This window comes from Streptomyces brevispora (assembly GCF_007829885.1).
GTDB classification, from domain to species: Bacteria; Actinomycetota; Actinomycetes; order Streptomycetales; family Streptomycetaceae; genus Streptomyces; species Streptomyces brevispora.
This window is the reverse complement of record NZ_VIWW01000001.1, coordinates 2,493,581-2,515,996: the sequence shown is the minus strand read 5'-3', so window position 1 is coordinate 2,515,996 and position 22,416 is coordinate 2,493,581. Positions and strand designations below refer to the sequence as shown.

The window sequence follows — 22,416 nt, the reverse complement described above, 5'->3', positions numbered from 1 at the left end:
GGACGGCCGGAACCCGGCCGTCGGGGGTTTCGCCCTGCCGTTTCACGGGCCGTGAGTTTCGGGTCGTGGGCCGTGGGCATTCGGTCTTGCGTTCGGTCATGGCTGGGGGCTGGTTACGCAAAGAATCGTGTGCTATTCGGGGAACCCTCGTGTTGTTTCGCCCATCTAAGCCTCTGGCAGTTTGTATGGACTTGAGGCAAAACGACCGCAGATGGGAACCGCATGCGTGACATCAGCCGAAGGGGTTTGCTCGGAGCCGGGCTTGGGGCCGCGGCCGCCATCGGGGTGGCGGGCTGCAGTTCGTCCGACTCCGCCGACACCGGCCGGGCGGGGCCGGACAAGACCGCGAAGGGTGCCGACGGTGCCGTCAAGGGGACCGGACCCGCGAAGAAGGACGTCAGGGCCATCGGGGACGGTTCCACCGCGGACACCGGAAAGCAGCCGCATCAGCCGGCCGCGCCGGTCGCGCTCGAACCGGGGCAGACGCCGCCGCAGTTCGTGATCTTTTCCTGGGACGGTGCCGGCGAGGTCGGCAATGGGCTGTTCCCGCGTTTCCTGAAACTCGCCAAGGAACACAACGCGGCGATGACCTTCTTCCTCTCCGGTCTCTATCTGCTGCCCGAATCGAAGAAATCCCTCTACCGTCCGCCCAACAACCCCATCGGCGCCTCCGACATCGGATACCTCACCGACGATCACATCAAGGCGACGCTGAAGAACGTACGCCAGGCCTGGTTCGACGGCCATGAGATCGGCACCCACTTCAACGGGCATTTCTGCGGCGGTTCCGGATCTGTCGAGAACTGGTCCGCCTCCCAGTGGCAGAGCGAAATCGATCAGTCGGTCTCCTTCGTCACCGAGTGGCGCACCAACAGCGGCTGGACCGACCTCGATCCGCTGCCCTTCGACTACCGCAAGGAACTCATCGGCGGCCGCACCCCCTGTCTGCTCGGACAGGAGAATCTGCTGCCCACGGCGAAGAAGCTCGGCTGGCGCTACGACGCCAGCTCGCCCGGCGGCACACAGGTGTGGCCCTCGAAGCGCATGGGCATCTGGGACCTGCCGCTCCAGGGCATCCCCTTCCCCGGGCACGGCTTCGAGGTCCTCTCGATGGACTACAACATCCTGGCCAACCAGTCGAATAACTCGACCAAGGGAATGCCGTCCCGGTATCCGGGCTGGCGCGAACAGGCCACCCAGTCGTACATCGGCGGTTTCAAGCGCACGTACGAGACGAACCGCGCCCCGTTCTACATCGGAAACCATTTCGAGGAGTGGAACGGCGGCATCTACATGGATGCGGTCGAGGACGCGCTCAAGTACATCGCGGGGAAGCCGGATGTGCGCCTCGTCTCCTTCCGGCAGTTCGTCGACTGGCTCGACGTCCAGGACCCGGCGGTACTCGCGAAGCTCCGCACTCTGGAGGTCGGAGAGGCGCCCGCGGGCGGCTGGAACGCCTTCTTTAAACAAGCCTGACAACGGGCTTTACGGGCACCGAGGGGGGTGCCCAAGATCCTCGAAACGGTCATGCGAAACTTTTCACATGAGCCATGGCCGCGCATCCCGACGCCGCTTCACCCTGCTCGCCGCCCCCGCGGCGGCCGTCGCGCTCGCGCTGACGCTGAGCGCGTGCGGCACGGGCAACAAGACCGGCGGCGGTGGCGATACGCACTTCGTCACGGGCAGCGGCGGAATCTCCACGGTGGCCAGGGGTGACCGTGTCGCCGCTCCGAAGCTCGAGGGCGAGAGCCTGGACGGTAAGCAGCTCAGCCTCGCCGACTACAAGGGCAAGGTCGTCGTCCTGAACGTGTGGGGCTCATGGTGCGGCCCCTGCCGCCTGGAGGCGAAGTACTTCACCAAGGTGGCCAAGGCCACCGCCGAGGACGTCCAGTTCCTCGGGATCAACACCCGCGATTCGCAGCGCGGCCCGGCGATCAGCTTCGAGAAGGACTTCGGGGTCGCCTACCCGAGCTTCTACGACCCGACCGGGAAGCTCCTGCTCCGCTTTCCCAAGGGCACGCTCAAGCCGCAGTCCATCCCGTCGACCGTCGTCATCGACCGGGACGGGAAGATCGCGGCGCGCACCCTGACCGGGATCGACGACACCGAGCTGCACAAGATGATCGACCCGTTGATCGCGGAGAAGTGATCAGGTGATCATCCTCGCCGAAACCAACCACACCGTCATGAGCGGGGCCCTGCTGGTCGCCCTGCCCATCGCCGTGCTCGGGGGGCTCGTCTCCTTCTTCTCGCCGTGTGTCCTGCCGCTCGTCCCCGGTTACCTCAGTTACGTCACCGGGGTCAGCGGCGCGGATCTGGCGGACGCCCGACGCGGGCGCATGGTCGCCGGTGCCTCGCTCTTCGTGTTCGGCTTCACCGCCGTGTTCGTCTCCGGCGGCGCGCTCTTCGGATACTTCGGCGACACGCTCCAGGCGAACAGCGGACCGCTCACCAAGGTGCTCGGTGTGCTGATGATCCTCATGGGGATCTTCTTCATGGGCCTGATGCCGTGGATGACGCAGCGTGAGTTCCGTATCCACAAGAAGCCGGTGACCGGCCTGGTGGGAGCCCCGCTGCTGGGCGCGCTCTTCGGGATCGGCTGGACGCCCTGCCTGGGGCCGACGCTCAGCTCGGTGAGCATCCTCGCGATGGACCAGGGAACCGCCGGACGCGGAGCGATACTGACCGTCGCCTACTGTCTCGGGCTCGGTCTGCCCTTCGTGCTCGCCGCCGTCGCCTTCCGCAAGGCGCTCGGCGCGTTCAGCTGGGTCAAGAGCCACTACGCCTGGGTCATGCGCATCGGCGGCGGCATGATGATCGTGACCGGGCTGCTCCTGCTGACCGGCGCGTGGGGCAGCATGATGCAGGAATTGCAGGGCTGGTCCGACGGCTTCAGTGTGGGGATCTGAGTTCCAATGAGCAACACCAAGTCCAACCCGCCCCAGGAGCGCGAGCGCCCCGACGAGCGGGAGGTGCGCGCCGAGCAGGACCGGGACACCGCCCGTGAGCTCGGCGCCGCCGGTTCCCAGCTCTCCACCGCCCCGCGCGAGGAGTCCCTGGCCGCTCTGCCGGCCATGGGGATCATCGGCTGGGTCCGCTGGTTCTGGCGGCAGCTCACCTCCATGCGGGTCGCGCTGATCCTCTTGTTCCTGCTGTCGCTCGGCGCCATCCCCGGCTCACTGATCCCGCAGAACAGCGTCGACGAGCTCAAGGTGCAGACCTTCAAGGGGCTGCACACCACCGTCTCGCCGATCTACGAGAAGCTCCAGTTCTTCGACGTCTACAGCTCGGTGTGGTTCTCCGCGATCTACATCCTGCTGTTCGTCTCGCTCATCGGCTGCATCGTGCCGCGCACCGGCACCTTCGTCGGCCAGCTGCGCAGCCGCCCGCCGGGCGCCCCCAAGCGGCTGACCAGGCTGCCCGCGTACACCACCTGGCGCACCGAGGCCGATCCCGAGCAGGTCCGCGAGGCCGCGCTCGGCATGATGCGCAAGCGCCGCTACCGCGCCCATGTCGACGGGGACGCGGTCGCCGCCGAGAAGGGCTATCTGCGCGAGGCCGGGAACCTGATGTTCCACATCGCGCTCATCGTGATGCTGGTGGCCTTCGCCCTGGGTCAGCTCTTCAAGTCCGAGGGCGGCAAGCTGATCGTCGAGGGCGACGGCTTCTCCAACACGATCACCCAGTACGACGACTTCAAGTCCGGATCGCTCTTCGACAACGACTCGCTGGTCCCCTTCAGCTTCACCCTCGACAAGTTCATCGGCACGTACGAGCGCAGCGGCCCGCAGATCGGTACGCCGCGCACCTACGAGGCGCATGTCACGTACTCCGAGGGCGCGTACGGCAAGCCGAAGAAGTCCGTCATCAAGGTCAACGAGCCCCTCGTCGTCGACGGCACCAAGGTCTATCTCAACGCCCACGGCTACGCGCCCGTCGTCTCCGTCAAGGACGGCAGGGGCAAGGAGGTCTACAAGGCCGCCGTGCCGTTGCTGCCGATCGACAACAACGTCACCTCCAGCGGTGCGATCAAGGTCCTGGACGGCTACAGGGACAAGAACGGCAAGCGGGACCAGCTCGGTTTCCAGGCGTTCTTCGTGCCGACCTTCGCGGGCAACGGCAAGGGCACGATGTTCTCGCAGTTCCCGGCCGCCGACATGCCCGTGCTGGCCCTCAACGGCTTCCACGGCTACCTCGGACCCGACTCCGGGCTGGCGCAGAACGTGTACCAGCTGGACAAGCGCAAGATGAAGGAGTTCAAGGACTCCAAGGGCGGGCAGCTCAAGCAGCGACTGCTCATCGGCGAGACGATGAAGCTGCCCGACGGGGCCGGCTCGATCACCTTCGAGGGCCTCGACGAGTGGGCCAGCTTCCAGATCTCGGAGCAGCCCGCCAGCGGCTGGGCGCTCACCGGGGCCATCGGTGCGATCGCCGGTCTCGCCGGTTCCCTGTTCATCCAGCGGCGCCGGGTCTGGGTCCGGGCCGTACGCGGCAGCGACGGCGTCACCGTCGTCGAGATGGCCGGGCTCGGCCGCAGCGAGTCCGCGAAGCTTCCCGAGGAGCTGGCCGATCTCGCGGTCACGCTCAACGCCGTGGCGCCCACCGCGCCCGGCCCTGACACCGACCCCGAACCCGATCCGGACCCCGACGTCGTCGACGCGTCCTCCGTAGCACCTTCCGAAGGGGCTGAGAAGTGAATCTCGCCGCCGCAACCAATGAGAACCTGGCACACACCAGCAATGTGCTGATCTATTCGTCGATGGCCGTCTACACGCTGGCCTTCTTCGCGCACATCGCGGAGTGGGTGTTCGGCAGCCGCAGCAAGGTCGGCCGCACCGCCGCAGCGCTGACCACGCGGGAAGCCGTCGCCGCGACGGTGAAGGTGGAGGTCGCGCAGAGGGCCGGGACCACCGCCGTACTGGACCGGCCGAAGATCATCACCCGTTCCGCGGCCGGGTCCCGCGACGTCCCGGACGGGCCCGGCGCGGCCGGCGGCACGTTCAAGGGCGACCTCTACGGGCGGATCGCGGTCTCCATGACCGTGCTCGCCTTCCTCGTCCAGGCCGGCGGCGTCATCACCCGAGCCCTGTCCGTGGAGCGTGCCCCCTGGGGCAACATGTACGAGTTCTCCATCACCTTCTCGGCGGTGGCGGTCGGCACGTACCTGACCCTGCTGGCGCTGAGGAAGAACGTCCGCTGGATGGGGCTGATCCTGGTCACCGTCGTCCTGCTGGACCTCGGTATCGCGACCACCGTGCTGTACACCTCCAGCGACCAACTGGTGCCCGCACTGCACTCGTACTGGCTGTGGATCCACGTCTCCACCGCGATCATCTGCGGTGCCGTGTTCTTCCTCGGCGGGGTCGCCACCCTGATGTACCTCTTCCGCGACAGCTACGAGAGCAAGCTCGCCAACGGGGGCCGGCCGGGCGCGTTCGCCGAGTCCGTGCTCTCCCGGCTGCCCGCCGCGTCGAGCCTCGACAAGTTCTCGTACCGGATCAACGCGGCTGTCTTCCCGCTGTGGACGTTCACGATCATCGCGGGCGCGATCTGGGCGGGAGACGCCTGGGGCCGCTACTGGGGCTGGGACCCCAAGGAGGTCTGGTCCTTCATCACCTGGGTCGCCTACGCCTGCTACCTGCACGCCCGCGCCACCGCCGGCTGGAAGGGCCGCAAGGCCGCCTACCTGGCGCTGATCGCCTTCGGCTGCTGGATCTTCAACTACTACGGCGTGAACATCTTCGTCACCGGCAAGCACTCCTACGCCGGCGTCTGAGACCTCACGTCACGGGTGCGGTACGCACCCCGCGGACAGCCCGGTTCGTTCAAACGGCTGCCCACACCCCGTCCCGCGGGTATGGGCAGCCGTCCGTGCACAGGACGCTTCCCGCGTCACGAGGCGGGCGGCGCCGACCCCTCCGGACCCGCCCCGCTGTCGCGCCGCTTGAGCTCGTCCTCCCGGCGGCGCAGGTCCGCCTCCCAGTCCTTCAGGAGCGACTCGTCCTTCTTGTTCTCGTCCTTCAGGGACTTGAGGAAGTCGGGGTTGTCGTCCGGCGCCACCCACCGGTTGCGCCGGCTGCGGTGCCATTCGGAGGGCGTACGGCCGTCGGCGGGCACCTCGCGCATCTTGCCCGCGGCCAGCCACACGATCGGGCCGACGACCCAGAACAGCAGGATGATGAAGACCCAGGCCACCTTCGGCAGGTGCTTGGCCTCGTCCTCCGGGGTGTTCAGGCAGTCGATGAACGCGTAGATCGTCAGCGCGAACGGCAGGAGATAGATCAGGGCCCGGAGCATGGTGGAAGAGTCCCCCCGAGGAGAGTTGGCGGGGCAGAGCCCCGCCCCGGTGACGGGCCCCAAGGGTAGCCGGTGGCGGTTACGCCCCACGGCGAGCAGGTACGCGTACGGGTGCGATGAGCACGGACAGGGCCACGGTCGCCGTGTCGTAGTGCATGCGGCCGTGCACCCGCATGGCGGCCATTCCGATGTAGTGCATGGCCGCGACCCCCAGCCCCATGAGCACTCCGGCCACGGCCAGGACCTTCACCCGCGATCCCAGGTGGCCGACGAGGAAGACGCCCACGGCGGTGACGGCGGTGGCGACAGCGAGGCTCAGCAGCGTCAGCGGGCTGTCGTACGAGATGTCCGAACCGGAGGAACGGGTGACGCGTCGGACGGACGCCGCACGGCCGGCCGGACCCTCCTCGCCATGATCGCCGGACCGGTGATCATGCTCATCGTCGCGGTGACCATCGTCATGTTCGACCCCGACCTGGTGCTCGGAGACGAATCGCGACCCGTGCCTCGCACGAATGTGGCGCACACAGAGGTGACCGGATCCGCGGCCGGGCTGTATGACCAATTGCTGGCCGACGCCAACACCCCTGATCACCAACGGCGTTGACGTGACGTCGTCCCGGATGCGGTGATGCCGCTCCGGGCCGTGGGTCCACGACGGCGGCGACACCGCCTTCCCCGACGGCCACATTTGGCGCGCCAGATGGTGGCCGCGGGGCGGGCGGCCCGGCGACGGCACCCGCACACGGGGGCGTGGCGGGGGAGCCCCGGCGGCCGACGTCAGGGGGGATGTCAGACTGGACGGCATGGCTTACGACGATCTGCGATCCCTCCTCCGGGCGCTGGAGCGCGAGGGCGAGCTCAAGCGCATCAAGGCCGAGGTCGACCCCTACCTGGAGGTCGGTGAGATCGTCGACCGGGTGAACAAGGCCGGCGGGCCCGCGCTGCTCTTCGAGAACGTCAAGGGCTCATCGATGCCCCTGGCCATGAACGTGTTCGGCACCGACAAGCGGCTGCTCAAGGCGCTCGGGTTGAAGTCGTACGCGGAGATCAGCGACAAGATCGGCGGGCTGCTCAAGCCGGAGCTGCCGCACGGCTTCGTCGGGGTCCGGGAGGCCTTCGGCAAGCTCGGGACGATGGTTCACGTGCCGCCGAAGAAGGTGAAGTCCGAGAACGCCCCCGTGCAGGAGGTCGTCCTCACCGGCGACGACGTGGACCTCGACCGGCTGCCCGCGCTGTTCACCTGGCCCAAGGACGGCGGCTCGTTCTTCAACCTGGGGCTCACGCACACCAAGCACCCCGAGACCGGCGTACGGAATCTGGGGCTCTACCGGCTCCAGCGCCACGACCGCCGCACCATCGGGATGCACTGGCAGATCCACAAGGACAGCCGCAACCACTACCAGGTCGCCGCCAAGCGCGGTGAGCGGCTGCCGGTCGCCATCGCCTTCGGGGCGCCGCCCGCGGTGACGTACGCCTCCACCGCACCACTGCCCGGGGACATCGACGAGTACCTGTTCGCCGGGTTCATCCAGGGCAAGCGCATCGAGATGGTCGACTGCAAGACCGTCCCGCTCCAGGTCCCCGCGCAGGCCGAGGTCGTCATCGAGGGATGGCTGGAGCCCGGAGAGATGCTGCCCGAGGGGCCGTTCGGCGACCACACCGGCTTCTACACGCCGCAGGAGCCGTTCCCCGCGCTGACCATCGACTGCGTGACGATGCGGAAGCGTCCGCTGCTCCAGTCGATCGTGGTGGGCCGGCCGCCGACCGAGGACGGGCCGCTGGGGCGGGCCACCGAGCGGTTCTTCCTGCCGCTGCTCAAGATCATCGTGCCGGACATCGTGGACTACCACCTGCCCGAGTCCGGCGGTTTCCACAACTGTGCGATCGTCTCGATCGACAAGAAGTACCCGAAGCACGCCCAGAAGGTGATGAGTGCCATCTGGGGCGCGCACATGATGTCGCTGACCAAGCTGATCGTCGTGGTGGACTCCGACTGCGATGTCCACGATCTGCACGAGGTGTCCTGGCGGGCGCTGGGCAACACCGACTACGCGCGGGACCTGACCGTTGCCGAGGGGCCCGTCGACCATCTCGACCATGCCTCCTACCAGCAGTTCTGGGGCGGCAAGGCCGGTGTCGACGCGACGAAGAAGTGGCCCGAGGAGGGCTACACCCGGGACGGTGGCTGGCCGGACATGGTCGAGTCCGACCCCGAGACCTCCGATCGGGTGACGCGACGATGGAAGGAATACGGACTGTGACCGCAGCCGAAGCGACCCTGGGCTCGGGGTCCGCGCAACCGAACAGCAAGGTCAAGGCGTTCCTGCGGCTCGTGATGATCGAGCACTCGGTCTTCGCGCTGCCCTTCGCGTTCATCGCCGCCCTGGCCGCGATGTTCCGGGACGACGAGTCGGTCCACTGGGTCACGCTGCTGCTCGTCACCGTCGCCATGGTCGGGCTGCGTACCTTCGCGATGGCCGCGAACCGGATCATCGACCGGGAGATCGACGCCCGTAACCCGCGTACCGCCGGCCGTGAGCTGGTGACGGGTGCGGTGTCGGTGCGCTCCGCGTGGACGGGTGCGCTCGTCGCCGTCGTCGTCTTCCTCGGTGCGGCGGCGCTGCTGAACCCGCTCTGTCTGGTGCTGGCACCGCTCGCGGTGATCCCGATGGTGGTCTATCCGTACGGGAAGCGGTTCACGAACTACCCGCACGCGATCCTGGGGATCGCCCAGGCCATGGGGCCGGTCGGTGCCTGGCTGGCGGTGACCGGGAGCTGGTCGTGGGAAGCGGTGATCCTGGGGCTGGCCGTCGGCGTCTGGATCGGCGGCTTCGACCTGATCTTCGCCTGCCAGGACGTGCAGGCCGACCGGGCCCACGGGGTGCTCTCGGTCCCGGCACGGTTCGGTATCCCGGCCGCGCTGTGGGGGGCGCGGGTGTGCCACGTGGTGACGACGGGCCTGCTGGTCTGGTTCGGACTGGCCACCGAGGCGGGGCTCTTCTACTGGATCGGCATGGTGATCGTCGCCGTGGCCTTCGTGTACGAGCACCGGGTGGTGCGGCCGCACGATCTGTCGCGGCTGAACCGGGCGTTCTTCTCGGTCAACGGGTTCATCGGGATCGCCCTGTTCGCGTGCGCGTTGCTCGATTTGCTGGTGCGGGGCCTGACGGCCTGAGCGGCCGGGCGGCGTCGGCGGCCGAAAGTTGTCGCACCTGTCGTGCGGCGGAGCCCCTGGCTCGGTTCCGGGTGGTGCGTGCCGGATAGGCTCGGTTCCGTGGATTCCGGGATTTCAGTGAGTCAGCAGCAGCGGCAGCCTTGGATTGTCGGGGTTTCGGGCGCTTCGGGCACACCATTCGCCGCTGCGGTGCTGCGCGGTCTGCTGGCCGCGGGGGAGAGCGTCGATCTGGTGGTGAGCCGGGCGTCACGGCTGACCCTGCTGGACGAGACCGGGATCGCGTTCCGTGACGCGCACTGGCAGGAAGACCTGCGCAGCTGGCTGGCGCGGGGCGCGGACGGGAAGCCGAACACCTTCGAGGCGGACGTGACCGGTGTGCGTCACTGGGCGGCCGGCGATCTGGCCGCGGGGCCGTCCTCGGGGTCGTACCCGGCGAAGGGGATGCTGATCGTCCCGGCGTCGACGGCGTGCGTGGCCGGGGTGGCGCTCGGGCTCTCGAAGGATCTGTTGCAGCGGGCCGCGAGCGTGACGCTCAAGGAGCGGCGGAAGCTGGTCGTCGCCGTGCGCGAAACGCCGCTGAGCGGTCAGACGCTCAAGCACATGGTGGCCCTGGACGAGGCGGGCGCGGTCGTGCTGCCCGCCTCTCCGGCGTTCTACGCGGGTGCGACGCATATCCAGGATCTGGTGGATTTCGTCGCGGGGCGGGTGCTGGACGCGGCAGGGGTGCCGCATCTGCTGTACCGCCGTTGGGAGGGAGAGCTCGGTGGTGGCTCCCGTGGCTGATCCGGGTGGGGTCAGCGCTTCTTGGCGGCGCGGGGGGTGCGGGTCTTGTCGACCCGGTGGGCCGCGGCGGGCTGATGGGCACGCGAGCGGTTGGCCAGGTCCTGCAGCTCGCGCATCCGGGCGTAGGCCATCTCGATCGTGTACACGGTGTTTTCACTCCTGAAGATTCGAAAGCATTTTTTGGATGTTCGGGAAGATTTGCAGGCGATGAGGCCTGCATGCCTTAGATTCTACACGTAGACTCGCGATACTGCTGAATAATGGAAGGTTCCAGCCACATGGACGCGGTGGACAGGCAGCTCATCCAGGCACTCAGGGAGAACGGCAGGGCCTCGTACGCGGAGCTGGGCCGGCTCGTGGGACTCTCCGGGCCCAGCGTCACCGACCGGATCAACCGGCTGGAGACCGCCGGGGTCATCACCGGCTATCGCGCCACCGTCGACGCCGCCTCGCTCGGCCTCGGGGTCACGGCACTGATCGGCATCTCGCTCTCCGACGCCGCGGACCACGAGGACGTCGCGCACCGGCTGAAGGACCTCGCCGAGATCGAGGACGCCTGGTTCATCGCAGGCGACGACTCCTACATGCTCAAGGTGCGGGTCGGTGACGTGGACGGCCTGGAGAAGACCATCCGGCGGCTCAGCGGCACCAGGGGCGTCTCGCGCACCCGCACCACGGTCGTGCTGTCCACCAAGTGGGAGAACCGGGTCGGGGACCTCCCCGAAGAGGGCTAGGCGTACGGTGAGTGGAGTCTGTTACGTAGAGAAATGGGAGGCGCCCTAGTGGACGCGGGACTCAAGCGCGAGCTGGAGCAGAAGGTCCGGGCCGGCGAGCGGCTGACCCGTGAGGACGGGATCGCGCTCTACGAGTCCGACGACCTGGCGTGGCTCGGCGGTCTGGCCCATGAGGTGCGTACGCGCAAGAACGGCGACGTCGTCCACTTCAACGTCAACCGCCACCTCAACATGACGAACGTGTGCACCGCGTCGTGTGCGTACTGCTCGTTCCAGCGCAAGCCGGGCGAGAAGGACGCGTACACGATGCGCATCGAGGAGGCCGTCCGTCTCGCGAAGGCGATGGAGGGCGAGAGCCTCACCGAGCTGCACATCGTCAACGGGCTGCACCCCACCCTGCCGTGGCGCTACTACCCGCGTTCGCTGAGCGCGCTGAAGGAAGCGCTGCCGGAGGTCTCCCTCAAGGCGTTCACCGCCACTGAGATCCACCACTTCGAGACCATCTCGGGGCTGTCCGCCTCCGAGATCCTCGACGAGCTCATCGAGGCCGGTCTGGAGTCGCTGACCGGTGGCGGTGCGGAGATCTTCGACTGGGAGGTCCGTCAGCACATCGTCGACCACGCCACCCACTGGGAGGACTGGTCGCGGATCCACCGGCTCGCGCACGAGAAGGGTCTCAAGACCCCGGCGACGATGCTGTACGGGCACATCGAGGAGCCCCGTCACCGCGTCGACCACGTGCTGCGGCTGCGTGAGCTCCAGGACGAGACCGGCGGCTTCCAGGTCTTCATCCCGCTGCGCTACCAGCACGACTTCGTGGACATGAAGGACGGCAAGATCCGCAACAAGCTCCAGGCGCGGACGACGATGGCGACCGGCGCGGAGGCGCTGAAGACCTTCGCGGTCTCCAGGCTGCTCTTCGACAACGTCCCGCACGTCAAGGTGTTCTGGGTGATGCACGGTGTGCAGACCGCCCAGCTCGCGCTCCAGCACGGCGCGGACGACATGGACGGCTCGGTCGTCGAGTACAAGATCACGCACGACGCGGACAACTACGGCACGCCGAACAAGCTCGGCCGTGACGATCTGCTGGAACTGATCCGTGACGCGGGCTTCCGGCCCGTCGAGCGCAACACCCGGTACGAGATCATCCGTGAGTACCCGGGCCCGGACGCGGAGCGGCGCGAGTCGCCGCAGCCCATGCGGGTCTGACCCGGCGCGCGCCCCGGCGCGCGCAGCTGCACGAAAGCTCCGGCCGCCGTCCCCGGCCGGAGCTTTCTCGCGTTTCGGACGGGGTTTGAGCACGGAGTCCGTAATGGTTAATCTGTGCTTATGGCACTTACTTTCGAATTGGACCCCGCCTTCGACAGATCCCTGCGGGACGGCATCGTCACGCTCTGGGCCGATGTGTCCAACGCGGGCGGCGCGGTGGGCTTCGTGCCGCCCGTCACGGTCGAGGACGTCCGGCCCGATCTGGTCGGTCACCTCACCGCCATGGCTGAGGGCCGCGCCCGGCTGCTCGTCGGCCGCGACGAGGAGGGGACCGTCGCCGCCACGGCCTTCCTCACCCGCAACACGCACCGGCTGATGGCGCACTGGGTCTGGCTCTACACGGTGATGGTCCACCCCCGTCACCAGGGCCGCGGATACGGGCGCGATCTGATGGCCGCGGCCGCCGACGCCGCGCGCACCATCGGTGGCGTCGAGGCCATCAGGCTCACCTGCCGGGGCGGTACGGGCGTCGACCGCTTCTACGCCTCCTGCGGCTACAAGGAGGTCGGCCGGGTGCCGGGTGCGATCCGGGTGGCCGAGGGGGACGACCGCGACGACATCATCATGCTGCTGCCGCTCGGCTGAGGGCGGCCGGGCCCCCGCGGTGGGCGGTCCGGGGCGCTTCGCGGAGCCCTCCGAACCGACCGATCGTGGGGCATGCTTCACTGGACGGGCAGGACTGTCACGTAGAGAGAAGGCGAGCTGTGTCCGCTGCAAGGCCGAGCGCAATGATCCGGTACACCGCGATGCGTCTCAGTATCTTCGTCGGCTGCTTCGCGCTCGCCGCCGTAGCCGTCAACTTCGGGCTGCTGCCCTCCGGGGCGGGGGGCTCGAACGTCATCTGGGTCGTCCTGCTCGCCCTCGTGCTCTCCGCGCCGCTCAGCTACGTCCTGCTGCGCAAGCAGCGCGACGAGATGTCCGAGCAGATCGTCTCCACGGTCGACCGGACCAAGGCACGCCTTGAGGCCAACCGGACCCGCGAGGACAGTGTCACCCAGTGAGTGCCGGGTAAGGGAAATGTAAGCTCCCTCACCCGTCCCCTTTCTTTTCGAAACCCCAGCGCCGGAGCGACCGCTCCTGTACTGGGGTTTTCGCGTATCTCGGGGCCCGTTGTGGGGTAGTTCGTCCATAATCGCGCCCGCTCGTCGACGATCATGACCCAAAGAAGACCTTTGAGGTTCTCAAAGTTCAAGTGTTAACGTGTTCGGCATGAAGACAGCTGTGCGCCTCCGACCTGCCGCGAGCATCCCGCTCGTGGCGCGCCTGCATGTCGATCTCTGCCGCTGTATGTCCGCGGTCTGTTGCCGCAACGTCTGAACGGCATCATGCAGCGGCGCCGCCTCTGACGCGGGCGCCGCAACCCCGTCCCCCGCACGCTGTCCCCGTGCGTCCCGATGCGTCACATCTGGAGTGTTTCGTGTCCGCGAACCCCGCGTCCACCACCACCGATGAGCCCTCCGGCTCCGGTTTCCGCATACCCAAGGTCCCGTTCTGGGCGCAGATCGTCGCCGGTCTCGTCCTCGGCGTCCTGCTCGGCTGGCTCGCCCGCAGCCAGGACATCGGCTGGCTCTACACCACGCTCGACAAGGTCGGCCACATCTTCATCCAGCTGCTGAAGCTGGCCGTCGCGCCCCTCGTCTTCTTCGCGATCCTGGTGTCGATCACCAACCTGCGCAAGGTCAACAACGCCGCCAGGCTGGCCGGCCGCACCATCCTCTGGTTCATGATCACCTCGCTGATCGCGGTCGCCATCGGCCTCGCGATCGGCCTGATCACCAACCCGGGCTCCGGCACCGGCCTCACGCCGAGGGACGGCAAGCTCTCCGAGACCAAGGGCTCCTGGCTCGACTTCCTGACCGGCATCATCCCGTCCAACGTGATCACGCCGTTCACCGATCTGAACGTCCTTCAGATCGTCTTCATGGCCGCCGTCGCGGGCATCGCCGCGATCCAGCTCGGCGACAAGGCCAAGCCGATCCTCACCCTCAGCGAGTCGATCCTGGAGCTCCTCCAGAAGGCCCTGTGGTGGGTCATCCGCCTCGCCCCCATCGGCACCATCGGCCTCATCGGCTACGCGATCGCCGACTACGGCTGGGACCTGATCGGCAAGTACGCGACGTTCACCGCCGACGTCTACATCGGCTGCGCCCTGGTGATGTTCGGCGTCTATCCGCTGCTCCTCGCCACCGTCGCCAAGATCAGCCCGCTCCAGTTCTTCAAGGGCGCCTGGCCCGCGATCCAGCTGGCCTTCGTCTCGCGCTCCTCGGTCGGCACCATGCCGGTCACCCAGCGGGTCACCGAGCGCCTCGGCGTCCCGAAGGAGTACGCCTCCTTCGCGGTCCCGTTCGGTGCGACGACCAAGATGGACGGCTGCGCCGCGATCTACCCGGCGCTCGCCGCGATCTTCATCGCGCAGATCTTCGACGTCCAGCTGGGTGTCGGTGACTACATCCTGATCGCGTTCGTCTCGGTGATCGGCTCGGCGGCCACCGCCGGTCTCACCGGCGCCACGGTCATGCTGACCCTGACGCTGTCGACGCTGGGCCTCCCGCTGGAGGGCGTCGGCCTGCTGATGGCCATTGACCCGATCCTGGACATGATGCGGACGGCCACGAACGTCGCCGGCCAGGCGCTGGTCCCGGTGCTCGTCTCGGCCCGCGAGAAGATCCTCGACCACGACGCGTACAACTCGGCCTCGGCCTCGCCGATCGACGACGTCGAGGTGCGCGACAGCGAGAAGGCCGCGGTGCCCGTCCCCGCCTGATCCCGCTGAACCCTGCGGCTGTGCCCCGTACCCTCACACCTGGGTACGGGGCACAGCCGTTTTGCGAATGCGTCGTTCACCGGCCACCCGGGTTTCGTGGCACCCCGGCCGTACGACGGGGCCGGGCCCCGCGCCGTACTCTTGCCGGGGAGCAGTGCAGCGGGGGCGGGAGGAAGTCGACGTGGGTGCCGTGAAGGGCAAACGGATACCGCGCGCCGTGCGCGAGCAGCAGATGATGGACGCCGCGGTGCGGACCTTCGGGCGGCGCGGCTACCGGGCCGCCTCGATGGACGAGATCGCCGAGCTGGCCGGGGTGTCCAAGCCTTTGGTGTATTTGTACCTGAATTCCAAGGATGAGCTGTTCACCGCGTGCATCCGGCGCGAGGCGCAGGCGCTGCTCGCGGCGGTGTGGTCGGGGGCGGAGCCGGGGCTGCCGGCCGATCGTCAACTGTGGGCCGGGCTGCGGGCGTTCTTCACGCACACGGCGGAGAACCCGGACGGCTGGTCGGTGCTGTACCGGCAGGCGCGTACGCACGGGGAGCCGTTCGCCACCGAGATGAGCGTGATGCGCGATGAGATCGTTGCGTTCGTGACGGGTCTGATCGGGGCCGCGGCGCGCGAGGCGCACCGCGATCCGGCGCTCCCGGACCGTGATGTGGCGGGGCTCGCCGAGGCGTTGGTGGGTGCCGCGGAGGCGCTCGCCGGCTGGGCGAACGAGACTCCGGGCGTCTCGGCGAAGGAGGCCGCGGCCACCTTGATGAACTTCTCCTGGGCCGGTCTGGAGAACCTCATGAACGGCCGTCCCTGGCAGCCGCCGTCCCGATGAGGTGGACGCGACCGCCCTCGCCGTCGCCGGTCCCCTCGCGTTCGCGGAGCTGGAATCCGGTGCCGTCGGACGTGTAGGTGACGGTGCCGGGCAGCAGGACGGGTGCCTTGAAGTCGGCCCGCACGGTGTGGATCAGGTGTGGCTGCGGGGCCTCGGCGAGACAGCGGGCCACGGTCCACATGCCGTGCGCGATGGCCCGCGGGAAGCCGAACAGCTTCGCCGTCAGCGGGTACAGGTGGATGGGGTTGCGGTCGCCCGACGCGGCTCCGTAGCGCCGGCCGAGGTCGGCGGGCAGCCGCCACTCGGCGACGACGGGCAGCGCCTGTGCATGTGCCGGGGTGGTTTCTGTGGTTGGTGCGGTGGTTTCCGTCGTTGTGCCCGCGCTGGTGCCTGTGCCCGTGCTCGTGCCTGCGCCTGTGCTCGTGCCTGTGCTCGTGCGCGTCGCGTGACGGGACAGGTAGCCGCTGCGGGACTCCCACACCAGCTCGCCCGACAGCCGCGCCTCGGTGACCACCGTGACCTCGGTGCCGCGCCGGTGCGGTGTCAACCGCTGTGCGTACACCGTGAGTTCGAGCCGATCCGTCGGGTGCAGCACCCGGTGTGCGGTGATCTCGATCCAGGTGTGGACGAGCCCGGTGACCGGCAGTGGGAAGCGCCGCCGGGTCATCAGCCGCATGGCGAGCGGGAAGGCCAGGACATGGGGGTAGGTGACCGGCAGGGTGCCCGACTCGGCGAAGCCGCAGATCCTGCTGTACGCGGCCAGCGGTCCGGGGGCGACGGCCCCGGCCGGGCGGGTCTCCCGGCCGGCCGGGAGCACGGCGCCCGGCCGGCCGGGCCGTTTGAACGGGGAGGTGGCGGCGCCGCGGACCAGGGACAGGATCAGGCTCGCCACCGGGTCACGCTCCCAGCAGGCTCTGGCCGCAGACCCGGACGACCTGGCCGTTGACGGCGCTCGACGCGGGCTGGGCGAACCAGGCGGTCGTCTCGGCGACATCGACCGGGAGGCCGCCCTGCGAGAGGGAGTTCATCCGGCGGCCCGCCTCGCGGATGAACAGCGGGACGGCCGCGGTCATCTTCGTCTCGATGAAGCCGGGGGCGACCGCGTTGACGGTGACACCGTGCTCGGCGGCGGCGCGCGGGGCGAGCGAGCGGACCAGGCCGATGACACCCGCCTTGCTGGCCGCGTAGTTGGTCTGGCCGTTGTTGCCGGCGATGCCCGCGATGGAGGCGGTGGCGACGATCCGGCCGCCGCGGTTGACGGTGCCGGTCTTCAGCAGCGCGTCCGTGGTGCGCAGGACGCTGCCGAGGTTGACGTCGATGACCGAGGCCCAGCGGTCGGCGGCCATGTTGGCGAGCCGCCGGTCACGGGTGATACCGGCGTTGTGGACGAGGATGTCGAGGCCGTCCGGGGCGGCGGCGGAGATCCGGGCCGCCGCGTCGTCCGCGGTGATGTCCAGCGCCAGGGCGGCGGCGCCGAGCCGGTCGGCGGTGCGCACCAGGTCCTCCCGGGCCTGCGGGATGTCCAGGCAGATGACGTGGGCGCCGTCCCGGGCCAGCACCTGGGCGACCGCGGCGCCGATGCCGCGGGCCGCGCCGGTGACCAGCGCGATGCGTCCGGCGAGCGGGGCGGCCCAGTCGGCGACCCGGTCGGGGGCGGCCGAGGTCACCTCGATGACCTGGCCGCTGATGTACGCGGACCGGGGCGACAGCAGGAAGCGCAGGGTGGATTCGGCACCGGCGACCGCGCCGGGTGCGAGGCGCAGCAACTGCACGGTGGCGCCCTTGCCGACCTCCTTGCCGAGTGAGCGCACAAAGCCTTCGAGGGCCTGCTGGGCGGCGGCCTGGTGGTGGTCGTCCGGGGACGGGCGCACCCCGAGGACGACGACGCGGCCGCCCGGTGCGAGCGAGCGGATGACGGGGTGCAGTGCGGCGTGCACGTGCCCGAGCCCGGCGGCGGTGTCCACGGCCGTGGCGTCCAGGACGACCGCGGCCGGCCGGTCGGCGCTCGCCCGCACCTCCAGGCCGGTCGCGGCGAGGATCGCGCCGAGCCGGTCCGTCACGGTGGAGTCCCCGGCGGTGAGGTGGAGCACCGGGCCGGTCAGCGACTGGGACTCCAGCGTCCAGCGGCGCAGCGGTGCGGGCTGCGGCAGGCCGGTTCTCCGGGTCAGGAATCGGCCGGTTGCTGTGCTGGTGAAGTGCAGATAGCGGTCGGCCATTGTCCAGACTCCCTGCTCGGTCATAGATTTACTCCAGAGTAAGGTTACTCAAGGGTCAGGAGTTGGTCGAGATGAGTTGGTCGAGTTGATCCCCCTCGCTCTCCCGCAACCCCGCAGGGTCGCGGTCATCGGTGGCAGCCGTATCCCCTTCGCACGCTCGGACGGGCCGTACGCGCAGGCCTCCAACCAGCAGATGCTGACGGCCGCGCTGGACGGTCTGGTCGAGCGGTTCGGGCTCCAGGGGCAGCGGGTCGGCGAGTTCGTGGCGGGCGCGGTCCTCAAGCACAGCCGGGACTTCAACCTGGCCCGGGAGACCGTGCTCGGCTCGCGGCTCGACCCGCACACGCCCGCGTACGACATCCAGCAGGCGTGCGGCACCGGCCTCCAGGCCGTCATCGCCGCCGCGAACAAGATCATGCTCGGGGCGATCGACTCCGCGGTCGCGGGCGGCGCGGACACCACGAGCGACGCGCCCCTCGGCGTCAACGACGAGCTGCGCAGGCTGCTGCTGTCGGCCCGGCGGGCGAAGTCGGCGGGGGGCCGGGTCAAGGCGTTGACGGGCGTACGTCCCCGGCATCTCGTCCCGGACATCCCGCGCAACGCCGAACCGCGCACCGGCCTCTCGATGGGCGACCACGCGGCGGTCACCGCCCGCCGGTGGGACATCGCCCGTGAGGACCAGGACCTCCTCGCCGCCACCAGCCACCGGCGCCTGGCCGCCGCGTACGACCGGGGGTTCCTGGACGACCTCGTCGTCCCGTACCTCGGCCTGGACCGCGACCAGAACCTTCGCCCCGGCTCCACGGTGGAGAAACTCGCCACGTTGAAGCCGGTGTTCGGCGCGGACCACCCGGACGCGACGATGACCGCGGGCAACTCCACCCCGCTCACGGACGGCGCCGCGACGGTGCTGCTGGCGAGCGACGAGTGGGCGCAGCGGCACGGGCTGGAACCCCTGGCCCACCTCGCGCTCTACGAGACCGCGGCGGTCGACCACGTGGGCGGTGAGGAGGGTCTGCTGATGGCGCCCGCGCACGCGGTGCCGCGGCTGCTGGAGCGGGCCGGGCTGACCGTCGAGGACTTCGACCTCTTCGAGGTCCACGAGGCGTTCGCCTCCCAGGTGCTCGCCACGCTGGCCGCCTGGGAGAAGGCGGGGCTCGCCCCGGTCGACCGGGAGAAGCTCAACGTGGCGGGTTCCTCACTCGCCACCGGGCACCCGTTCGCCGCGACGGGCGCGCGGATCGTCGCCACCCTCGCCAAGCTCCTCGCGGAACGGGACGCGCCGGGCCGCGGGCTGATCTCGATCTGCGCGGCGGGCGGCCAGGGCGTCACGGCCATCCTCGAACGTGCCTGAGCAGTAGGTCGGTTGAGTGATGCGCCGGTTGTTCCGCGAGCCGGCTGATTCGTAAGCCGGTGTTCCGTAGTCCGGTGTTCCGCGAGCCGACCGATCCGCGAGCTGACCGTTCTGCGAGCTGACCGTTCTGCGAGCTGACCGATCGGCGGGCCGACCGATCGGCGGGCCGACCGATCGGCGGGCCGACCGATCCGCGATCCGGTTGATCCGTAAGTGGCTTGATCCCGACCCCGATGCCGAGGAGCCGCACATGTCCACGCCACGCGACACATCCACCGCGCCCGTTCTGGTCGAGCCGACCAAGGTCAGGGCGGCCGACGGCAGCGTCCAGCAGGTCTCCGTACCGGCGCTCGCCCCGCCCGTCCGCCGCGGCTCGCTCGCCGAGATCCCGTTCGACAACGCCCGCGAGGCCCCGGCCGACGCCGTCCTCAGCCGCAAGCAGCCGGACGGCAGCTGGCAGGACGTGACGGCGGCGGACTTCGCGGGCGAGGTGCTCGCCGTCGCCAAGGGCCTGATCGCGGAAGGGCTGCGGGGCGGCGACCGCATCGCGATCATGGCCCGTACGACGTACGAGTGGACGCTGCTCGACTTCGCGGCCTGGGCCGCCGGTCTGGTCACCGTCCCCATCTACCCGACCTCCTCCGCCTTCCAGGCCCGCTGGATACTCCAGGACTCGGGCGCGGTCGCCTGCGCCGTCGAGACGGCCGAACAGAGCCGCGTCATCAGCCAGGAGCGCAAGCAGCTCGGCGACCTCACCCACCTCTGGCAGTTCGACACGGGCGTGCTGGGCCGGCTGAGGAAGCTCGGCAGGGACGTCCCCGACGACGCCGTCGCGGCCCGGCGCGCCACGCTGGAACCGGGGACCCCCGCCACCCTCATCTACACCTCGGGCACCACCGGCCGTCCCAAGGGCTGCGTGCTGACCCACGGCAACTTCTTCGCCGAGGTCGACAACGCCGTCGAGCTGCTGCACCCGGTCTTCAAATCGGTCAGCAAGTCCCCTGCGTCCACCCTGCTGTTCCTGCCGCTGTCGCACGTCTTCGGCAGGATGGTCGCGATCGGCTGTCTGCGCGCGCGGGTCCGCCTGGGCCACGCCCCGTCGATCCGGACCGAGGACCTGCTCACCGACCTGGCCGGGTTCAAACCGTCGTTCCTGCTGGCCATCCCGTACGTACTGGAGAAGGTCTACAACACCGGCCGGGCCACCGCCGAGAAGATGGGACGAGCCTCGTCCTTCGACCGGGCCGCGCGGATCGCCCAGCGCTACGGCCAGGCCGTCGAGGCCGCCGAGCACGGCACCGGACCCGGCCCCGGCCTGGGACTGCGGGCGGCACGCGCCGTGTACGACCCGCTGGTCTACCGCCGCATCCGGGCCGCGCTCGGCGGCGAGGTCCGGTACGCGATCTGCGGCGGCTCCCCGCTGGGCAGCCGGCTCGCCGCCTTCTACGCGGGCGTGGGCATCGAGATCTTCGAGGGCTACGGACTGACGGAGACCACCGCGGCGGCCACCGTGACCCCGCCCCTCAGGCCACGTCTGGGCACGGTCGGCTGGCCGCTGCCGGGCACCGCCGTCCGCATCGCGCAGGACGGCGAGGTGCTGCTCAGCGGCGGCCAGGTGTTCCAGGGCTACTGGGACGCCGAACGCGGCGAGGCCGTCCCCACGCTGGACGGCGGCTGGTTCGCCACCGGGGACCTGGGCGCGCTCGACGAGGACGGCTACCTCACGATCACCGGCCGCAAGAAGGACATCATCATCACCTCGGGCGGCAAGAACGTCACCCCGGCCCCGCTGGAGGACTGGCTGCGCGCCCACCCGCTGGTCAGCCAGTGCATGGTGGTCGGCGACAACCGCTCGTTCGTCACCGCCCTGATCACCCTGGAGCCGGACGGGCTGTCCCACTGGCGCCGGATGAAGAAGAAGGAGGACGTCCCGCTGCGCGAACTGATCCACGACGAGGAGCTGCGCACCGCGCTGCAACGCGCGGTCGACGAGGCCAACCGGCTCGTCTCGCGCGCCGAGTCGATCCGCAAGTTCACCGTCCTGCCGGTGGACTTCACCGAGGAGGGCGGCCATCTGACGCCGTCACTGAAGCTGAAGCGGGACGCGATCGCGCGGGACTTCGAGGCGGAGATCGAGGAGCTGTACCGGAAGTAGAGGACCGCCGACCGGGCGAGACCGAGCCCGGCGGCAGTACCCGCTGAACAGCGCGAGGCCCCCCCGGAAGTATGTCCAGGGGCCTCGCGGGGGCCTGCCGGACCTCTGGAAGCCGGGGCAGGGGGCCGTGCACTCCGTGGTGCCACCGGGGGCCGGAATGGTTTATGTGACGGCAGACGGCTCCTCGTCGTCCACCGGAGGCAGCAGTTCCGGCTTCCTGAACTACTTGCAGATCAGCGCACACTGGGGGTGTGCCGTTTAATACAAGTCGACGTGACACGAGGGTACTTGGGAGCAATGAGGGCCGCCCAGCTGCTGGGCGGAGCCGACGACATCGAGGACGCGGTGCGCTCGCGGGTGCGGCGGCAAGAGTGGCTGTACCGGTCCGGCCACAAGCTGCACGTGCTGATGTGGGAAGCGGCGCTGCGGTCGCTGATCTGCCCTCCCTCCGTGCTGGTCGCCAGCTCGACCGCCTCACGGGCCTGATCGGCATGGACGCGGTCGAACTGGGCGTCATCCCGTTCACGGCGCCCGTGAAGATCGTTCCCGCCAACGGACTCTGGGTCCTTGACGGCCGCCTGGTCGTCGCGGAGGAATGGCACGCCGAAATGTGGTTGGACGACGCCAACAACATCGCCTTGTACTCGAGGGTCTGGAAGACCCTCCGGGAGTCCGCGGTGTACGGGGCCGACGCCCACAAGGTCATCAACTCGGCCAGGCGTGCGCTGAACCCGAGCTGACGGTCACCCGAGCCGGGTTCGCCCCACCCCTTGCCTGATGGGGCATCAGGTATGACGATGGCCGCGCACGCGTCATATGACGTAGCGTCAGATTTGG

The 22,416-nt window shown here is 69.2% G+C and carries 22 protein-coding genes and 1 pseudogene; 18 read left to right on the top strand and 5 right to left on the bottom strand.

Annotated elements, in window-relative coordinates; all coding sequences use genetic code 11:
• Positions 1-222: 222 nt before the first annotated feature.
• The 5 genes from FHX80_RS11520 to ccsB all read left to right on the top strand — a co-directional run bounded on the left by FHX80_RS11520 (position 223) and on the right by ccsB (position 5,776).
• Positions 223-1,476, top strand: coding sequence for a polysaccharide deacetylase family protein (locus FHX80_RS11520; protein ID WP_145764108.1), 1,254 nt, complete (start codon positions 223-225; stop codon positions 1,474-1,476).
• Between the two features lie 67 nt (positions 1,477-1,543).
• On the top strand, positions 1,544-2,149 hold the full coding sequence (locus FHX80_RS11515) for a TlpA family protein disulfide reductase (RefSeq protein ID WP_145764107.1): 606 nt from the start codon (positions 1,544-1,546) through the stop codon (positions 2,147-2,149).
• A gap of 37 nt (positions 2,150-2,186) precedes the next feature.
• Positions 2,187-2,909: a cytochrome c biogenesis CcdA family protein gene (locus FHX80_RS11510; RefSeq protein WP_145767230.1), complete on the top strand. Its 723-nt coding sequence runs from the start codon at positions 2,187-2,189 to the stop codon at positions 2,907-2,909.
• Positions 2,910-2,915: 6 nt separating this feature from the next.
• Positions 2,916-4,697 (top strand): cytochrome c biogenesis protein ResB, encoded by a 1,782-nt coding sequence (gene resB, locus FHX80_RS11505; protein WP_145764106.1) that lies wholly within the window; start codon positions 2,916-2,918, stop codon positions 4,695-4,697.
• Positions 4,694-5,776 (top strand): c-type cytochrome biogenesis protein CcsB, encoded by a 1,083-nt coding sequence (ccsB, locus tag FHX80_RS11500; RefSeq protein WP_145764105.1) that lies wholly within the window; start codon positions 4,694-4,696, stop codon positions 5,774-5,776. The genes resB and ccsB overlap by 4 nt, the downstream gene beginning before the upstream one ends.
• A 116-nt stretch (positions 5,777-5,892) precedes the next feature.
• On the opposite strand, the gene FHX80_RS11495 is transcribed toward ccsB, so the two are convergent.
• Both FHX80_RS11495 and FHX80_RS35155 read right to left on the bottom strand, forming a co-directional pair.
• Positions 5,893-6,297 carry a PLD nuclease N-terminal domain-containing protein gene (locus FHX80_RS11495; protein ID WP_145764104.1) on the bottom strand — a complete coding sequence of 135 codons (405 nt, stop codon included), beginning with the start codon at positions 6,295-6,297 and terminating at the stop codon, positions 5,893-5,895.
• A 79-nt stretch (positions 6,298-6,376) separates the two neighbouring features.
• Complete coding sequence (locus FHX80_RS35155) at positions 6,377-6,643, bottom strand: MHYT domain-containing protein (protein WP_208764785.1); 267 nt, start codon at positions 6,641-6,643, stop codon at positions 6,377-6,379.
• A gap of 66 nt (positions 6,644-6,709) precedes the next feature.
• Between FHX80_RS35155 and FHX80_RS35150 the strand changes: the two genes are divergently transcribed.
• The 4 genes from FHX80_RS35150 to FHX80_RS11475 all read left to right on the top strand — a co-directional run bounded on the left by FHX80_RS35150 (position 6,710) and on the right by FHX80_RS11475 (position 10,258).
• Entirely contained in the window at positions 6,710-6,904 is a 195-nt protein-coding gene (locus tag FHX80_RS35150) for a hypothetical protein (protein WP_208764830.1), read from the top strand.
• A 199-nt stretch (positions 6,905-7,103) separates the two neighbouring features.
• Positions 7,104-8,561, top strand: a complete 1,458-nt coding sequence (locus FHX80_RS11485) for a menaquinone biosynthesis decarboxylase (RefSeq protein ID WP_145764103.1) — start codon at positions 7,104-7,106, stop codon at positions 8,559-8,561.
• A complete protein-coding gene (gene mqnP / locus FHX80_RS11480) occupies positions 8,558-9,475 on the top strand; it encodes a menaquinone biosynthesis prenyltransferase MqnP (RefSeq protein WP_145764102.1) in 918 nt (305 codons plus the stop codon). Before FHX80_RS11485 ends, mqnP begins: the two co-directional genes overlap by 4 nt.
• Before the next feature lie 117 nt (positions 9,476-9,592).
• Entirely contained in the window at positions 9,593-10,258 is a 666-nt protein-coding gene (locus tag FHX80_RS11475; RefSeq protein ID WP_145767228.1) for a UbiX family flavin prenyltransferase, read from the top strand.
• An 11-nt stretch (positions 10,259-10,269) separates the two neighbouring features.
• On the opposite strand, the gene FHX80_RS36370 is transcribed toward FHX80_RS11475, so the two are convergent.
• Positions 10,270-10,404, bottom strand: a complete 135-nt coding sequence (locus tag FHX80_RS36370; protein WP_280118748.1) for a hypothetical protein — start codon at positions 10,402-10,404, stop codon at positions 10,270-10,272.
• A 132-nt stretch (positions 10,405-10,536) separates the two neighbouring features.
• Here FHX80_RS36370 and FHX80_RS11470 point away from each other — a divergent pair, with 132 nt between their 5' ends.
• The 6 genes from FHX80_RS11470 to FHX80_RS11445 all read left to right on the top strand — a co-directional run bounded on the left by FHX80_RS11470 (position 10,537) and on the right by FHX80_RS11445 (position 15,854).
• The gene (locus FHX80_RS11470; protein WP_145767227.1) at positions 10,537-10,992 is read left to right on the top strand and encodes an Lrp/AsnC family transcriptional regulator; all 456 of its coding nucleotides are present in this window, start codon (positions 10,537-10,539) and stop codon (positions 10,990-10,992) included.
• A gap of 48 nt (positions 10,993-11,040) precedes the next feature.
• Positions 11,041-12,204, top strand: a complete 1,164-nt coding sequence (gene mqnE / locus FHX80_RS11465; protein WP_145767226.1) for an aminofutalosine synthase MqnE — start codon at positions 11,041-11,043, stop codon at positions 12,202-12,204.
• A 120-nt stretch (positions 12,205-12,324) separates the two neighbouring features.
• Positions 12,325-12,849: a GNAT family N-acetyltransferase gene (locus tag FHX80_RS11460; RefSeq protein WP_208764631.1), complete on the top strand. Its 525-nt coding sequence runs from the start codon at positions 12,325-12,327 to the stop codon at positions 12,847-12,849.
• Between the two features lie 161 nt (positions 12,850-13,010).
• Entirely contained in the window at positions 13,011-13,265 is a 255-nt protein-coding gene (locus tag FHX80_RS11455) for a DUF4229 domain-containing protein (RefSeq protein ID WP_145764101.1), read from the top strand.
• Positions 13,266-13,681: 416 nt separating this feature from the next.
• Entirely contained in the window at positions 13,682-15,028 is a 1,347-nt protein-coding gene (locus FHX80_RS11450; RefSeq protein WP_145764100.1) for a dicarboxylate/amino acid:cation symporter, read from the top strand.
• A 181-nt stretch (positions 15,029-15,209) separates the two neighbouring features.
• Positions 15,210-15,854 carry a TetR/AcrR family transcriptional regulator gene (locus FHX80_RS11445; protein ID WP_208764630.1) on the top strand — a complete coding sequence of 215 codons (645 nt, stop codon included), beginning with the start codon at positions 15,210-15,212 and terminating at the stop codon, positions 15,852-15,854.
• Here FHX80_RS11445 and FHX80_RS11440 read toward each other — a convergent pair.
• Both FHX80_RS11440 and FHX80_RS11435 read right to left on the bottom strand, forming a co-directional pair.
• The gene (locus tag FHX80_RS11440; protein WP_208764629.1) at positions 15,817-16,746 is read right to left on the bottom strand and encodes a MaoC family dehydratase; all 930 of its coding nucleotides are present in this window, start codon (positions 16,744-16,746) and stop codon (positions 15,817-15,819) included. The two genes, FHX80_RS11445 and FHX80_RS11440, sit on opposite strands and share 38 nt — an antisense overlap.
• Positions 16,747-16,750: 4 nt before the next feature.
• Positions 16,751-18,070, bottom strand: a complete 1,320-nt coding sequence (locus FHX80_RS11435; RefSeq protein ID WP_145767223.1) for a 3-oxoacyl-ACP reductase — start codon at positions 18,068-18,070, stop codon at positions 16,751-16,753.
• Positions 18,071-18,146: 76 nt separating this feature from the next.
• Here FHX80_RS11435 and FHX80_RS11430 point away from each other — a divergent pair, with 76 nt between their 5' ends.
• The 3 genes and pseudogenes from FHX80_RS11430 to FHX80_RS11420 all read left to right on the top strand — a co-directional run.
• Positions 18,147-19,424, top strand: coding sequence for an acetyl-CoA C-acetyltransferase (locus FHX80_RS11430; protein ID WP_145764098.1), 1,278 nt, complete (start codon positions 18,147-18,149; stop codon positions 19,422-19,424).
• Positions 19,425-19,674: 250 nt separating this feature from the next.
• Entirely contained in the window at positions 19,675-21,579 is a 1,905-nt protein-coding gene (locus FHX80_RS11425) for an AMP-dependent synthetase/ligase (protein ID WP_145764097.1), read from the top strand.
• Positions 21,580-21,879: 300 nt separating this feature from the next.
• A pseudogene (locus FHX80_RS11420) lies at positions 21,880-22,319 on the top strand (Scr1 family TA system antitoxin-like transcriptional regulator); the annotation flags it as partial.
• Positions 22,320-22,416: the final 97 nt, after the last annotated feature.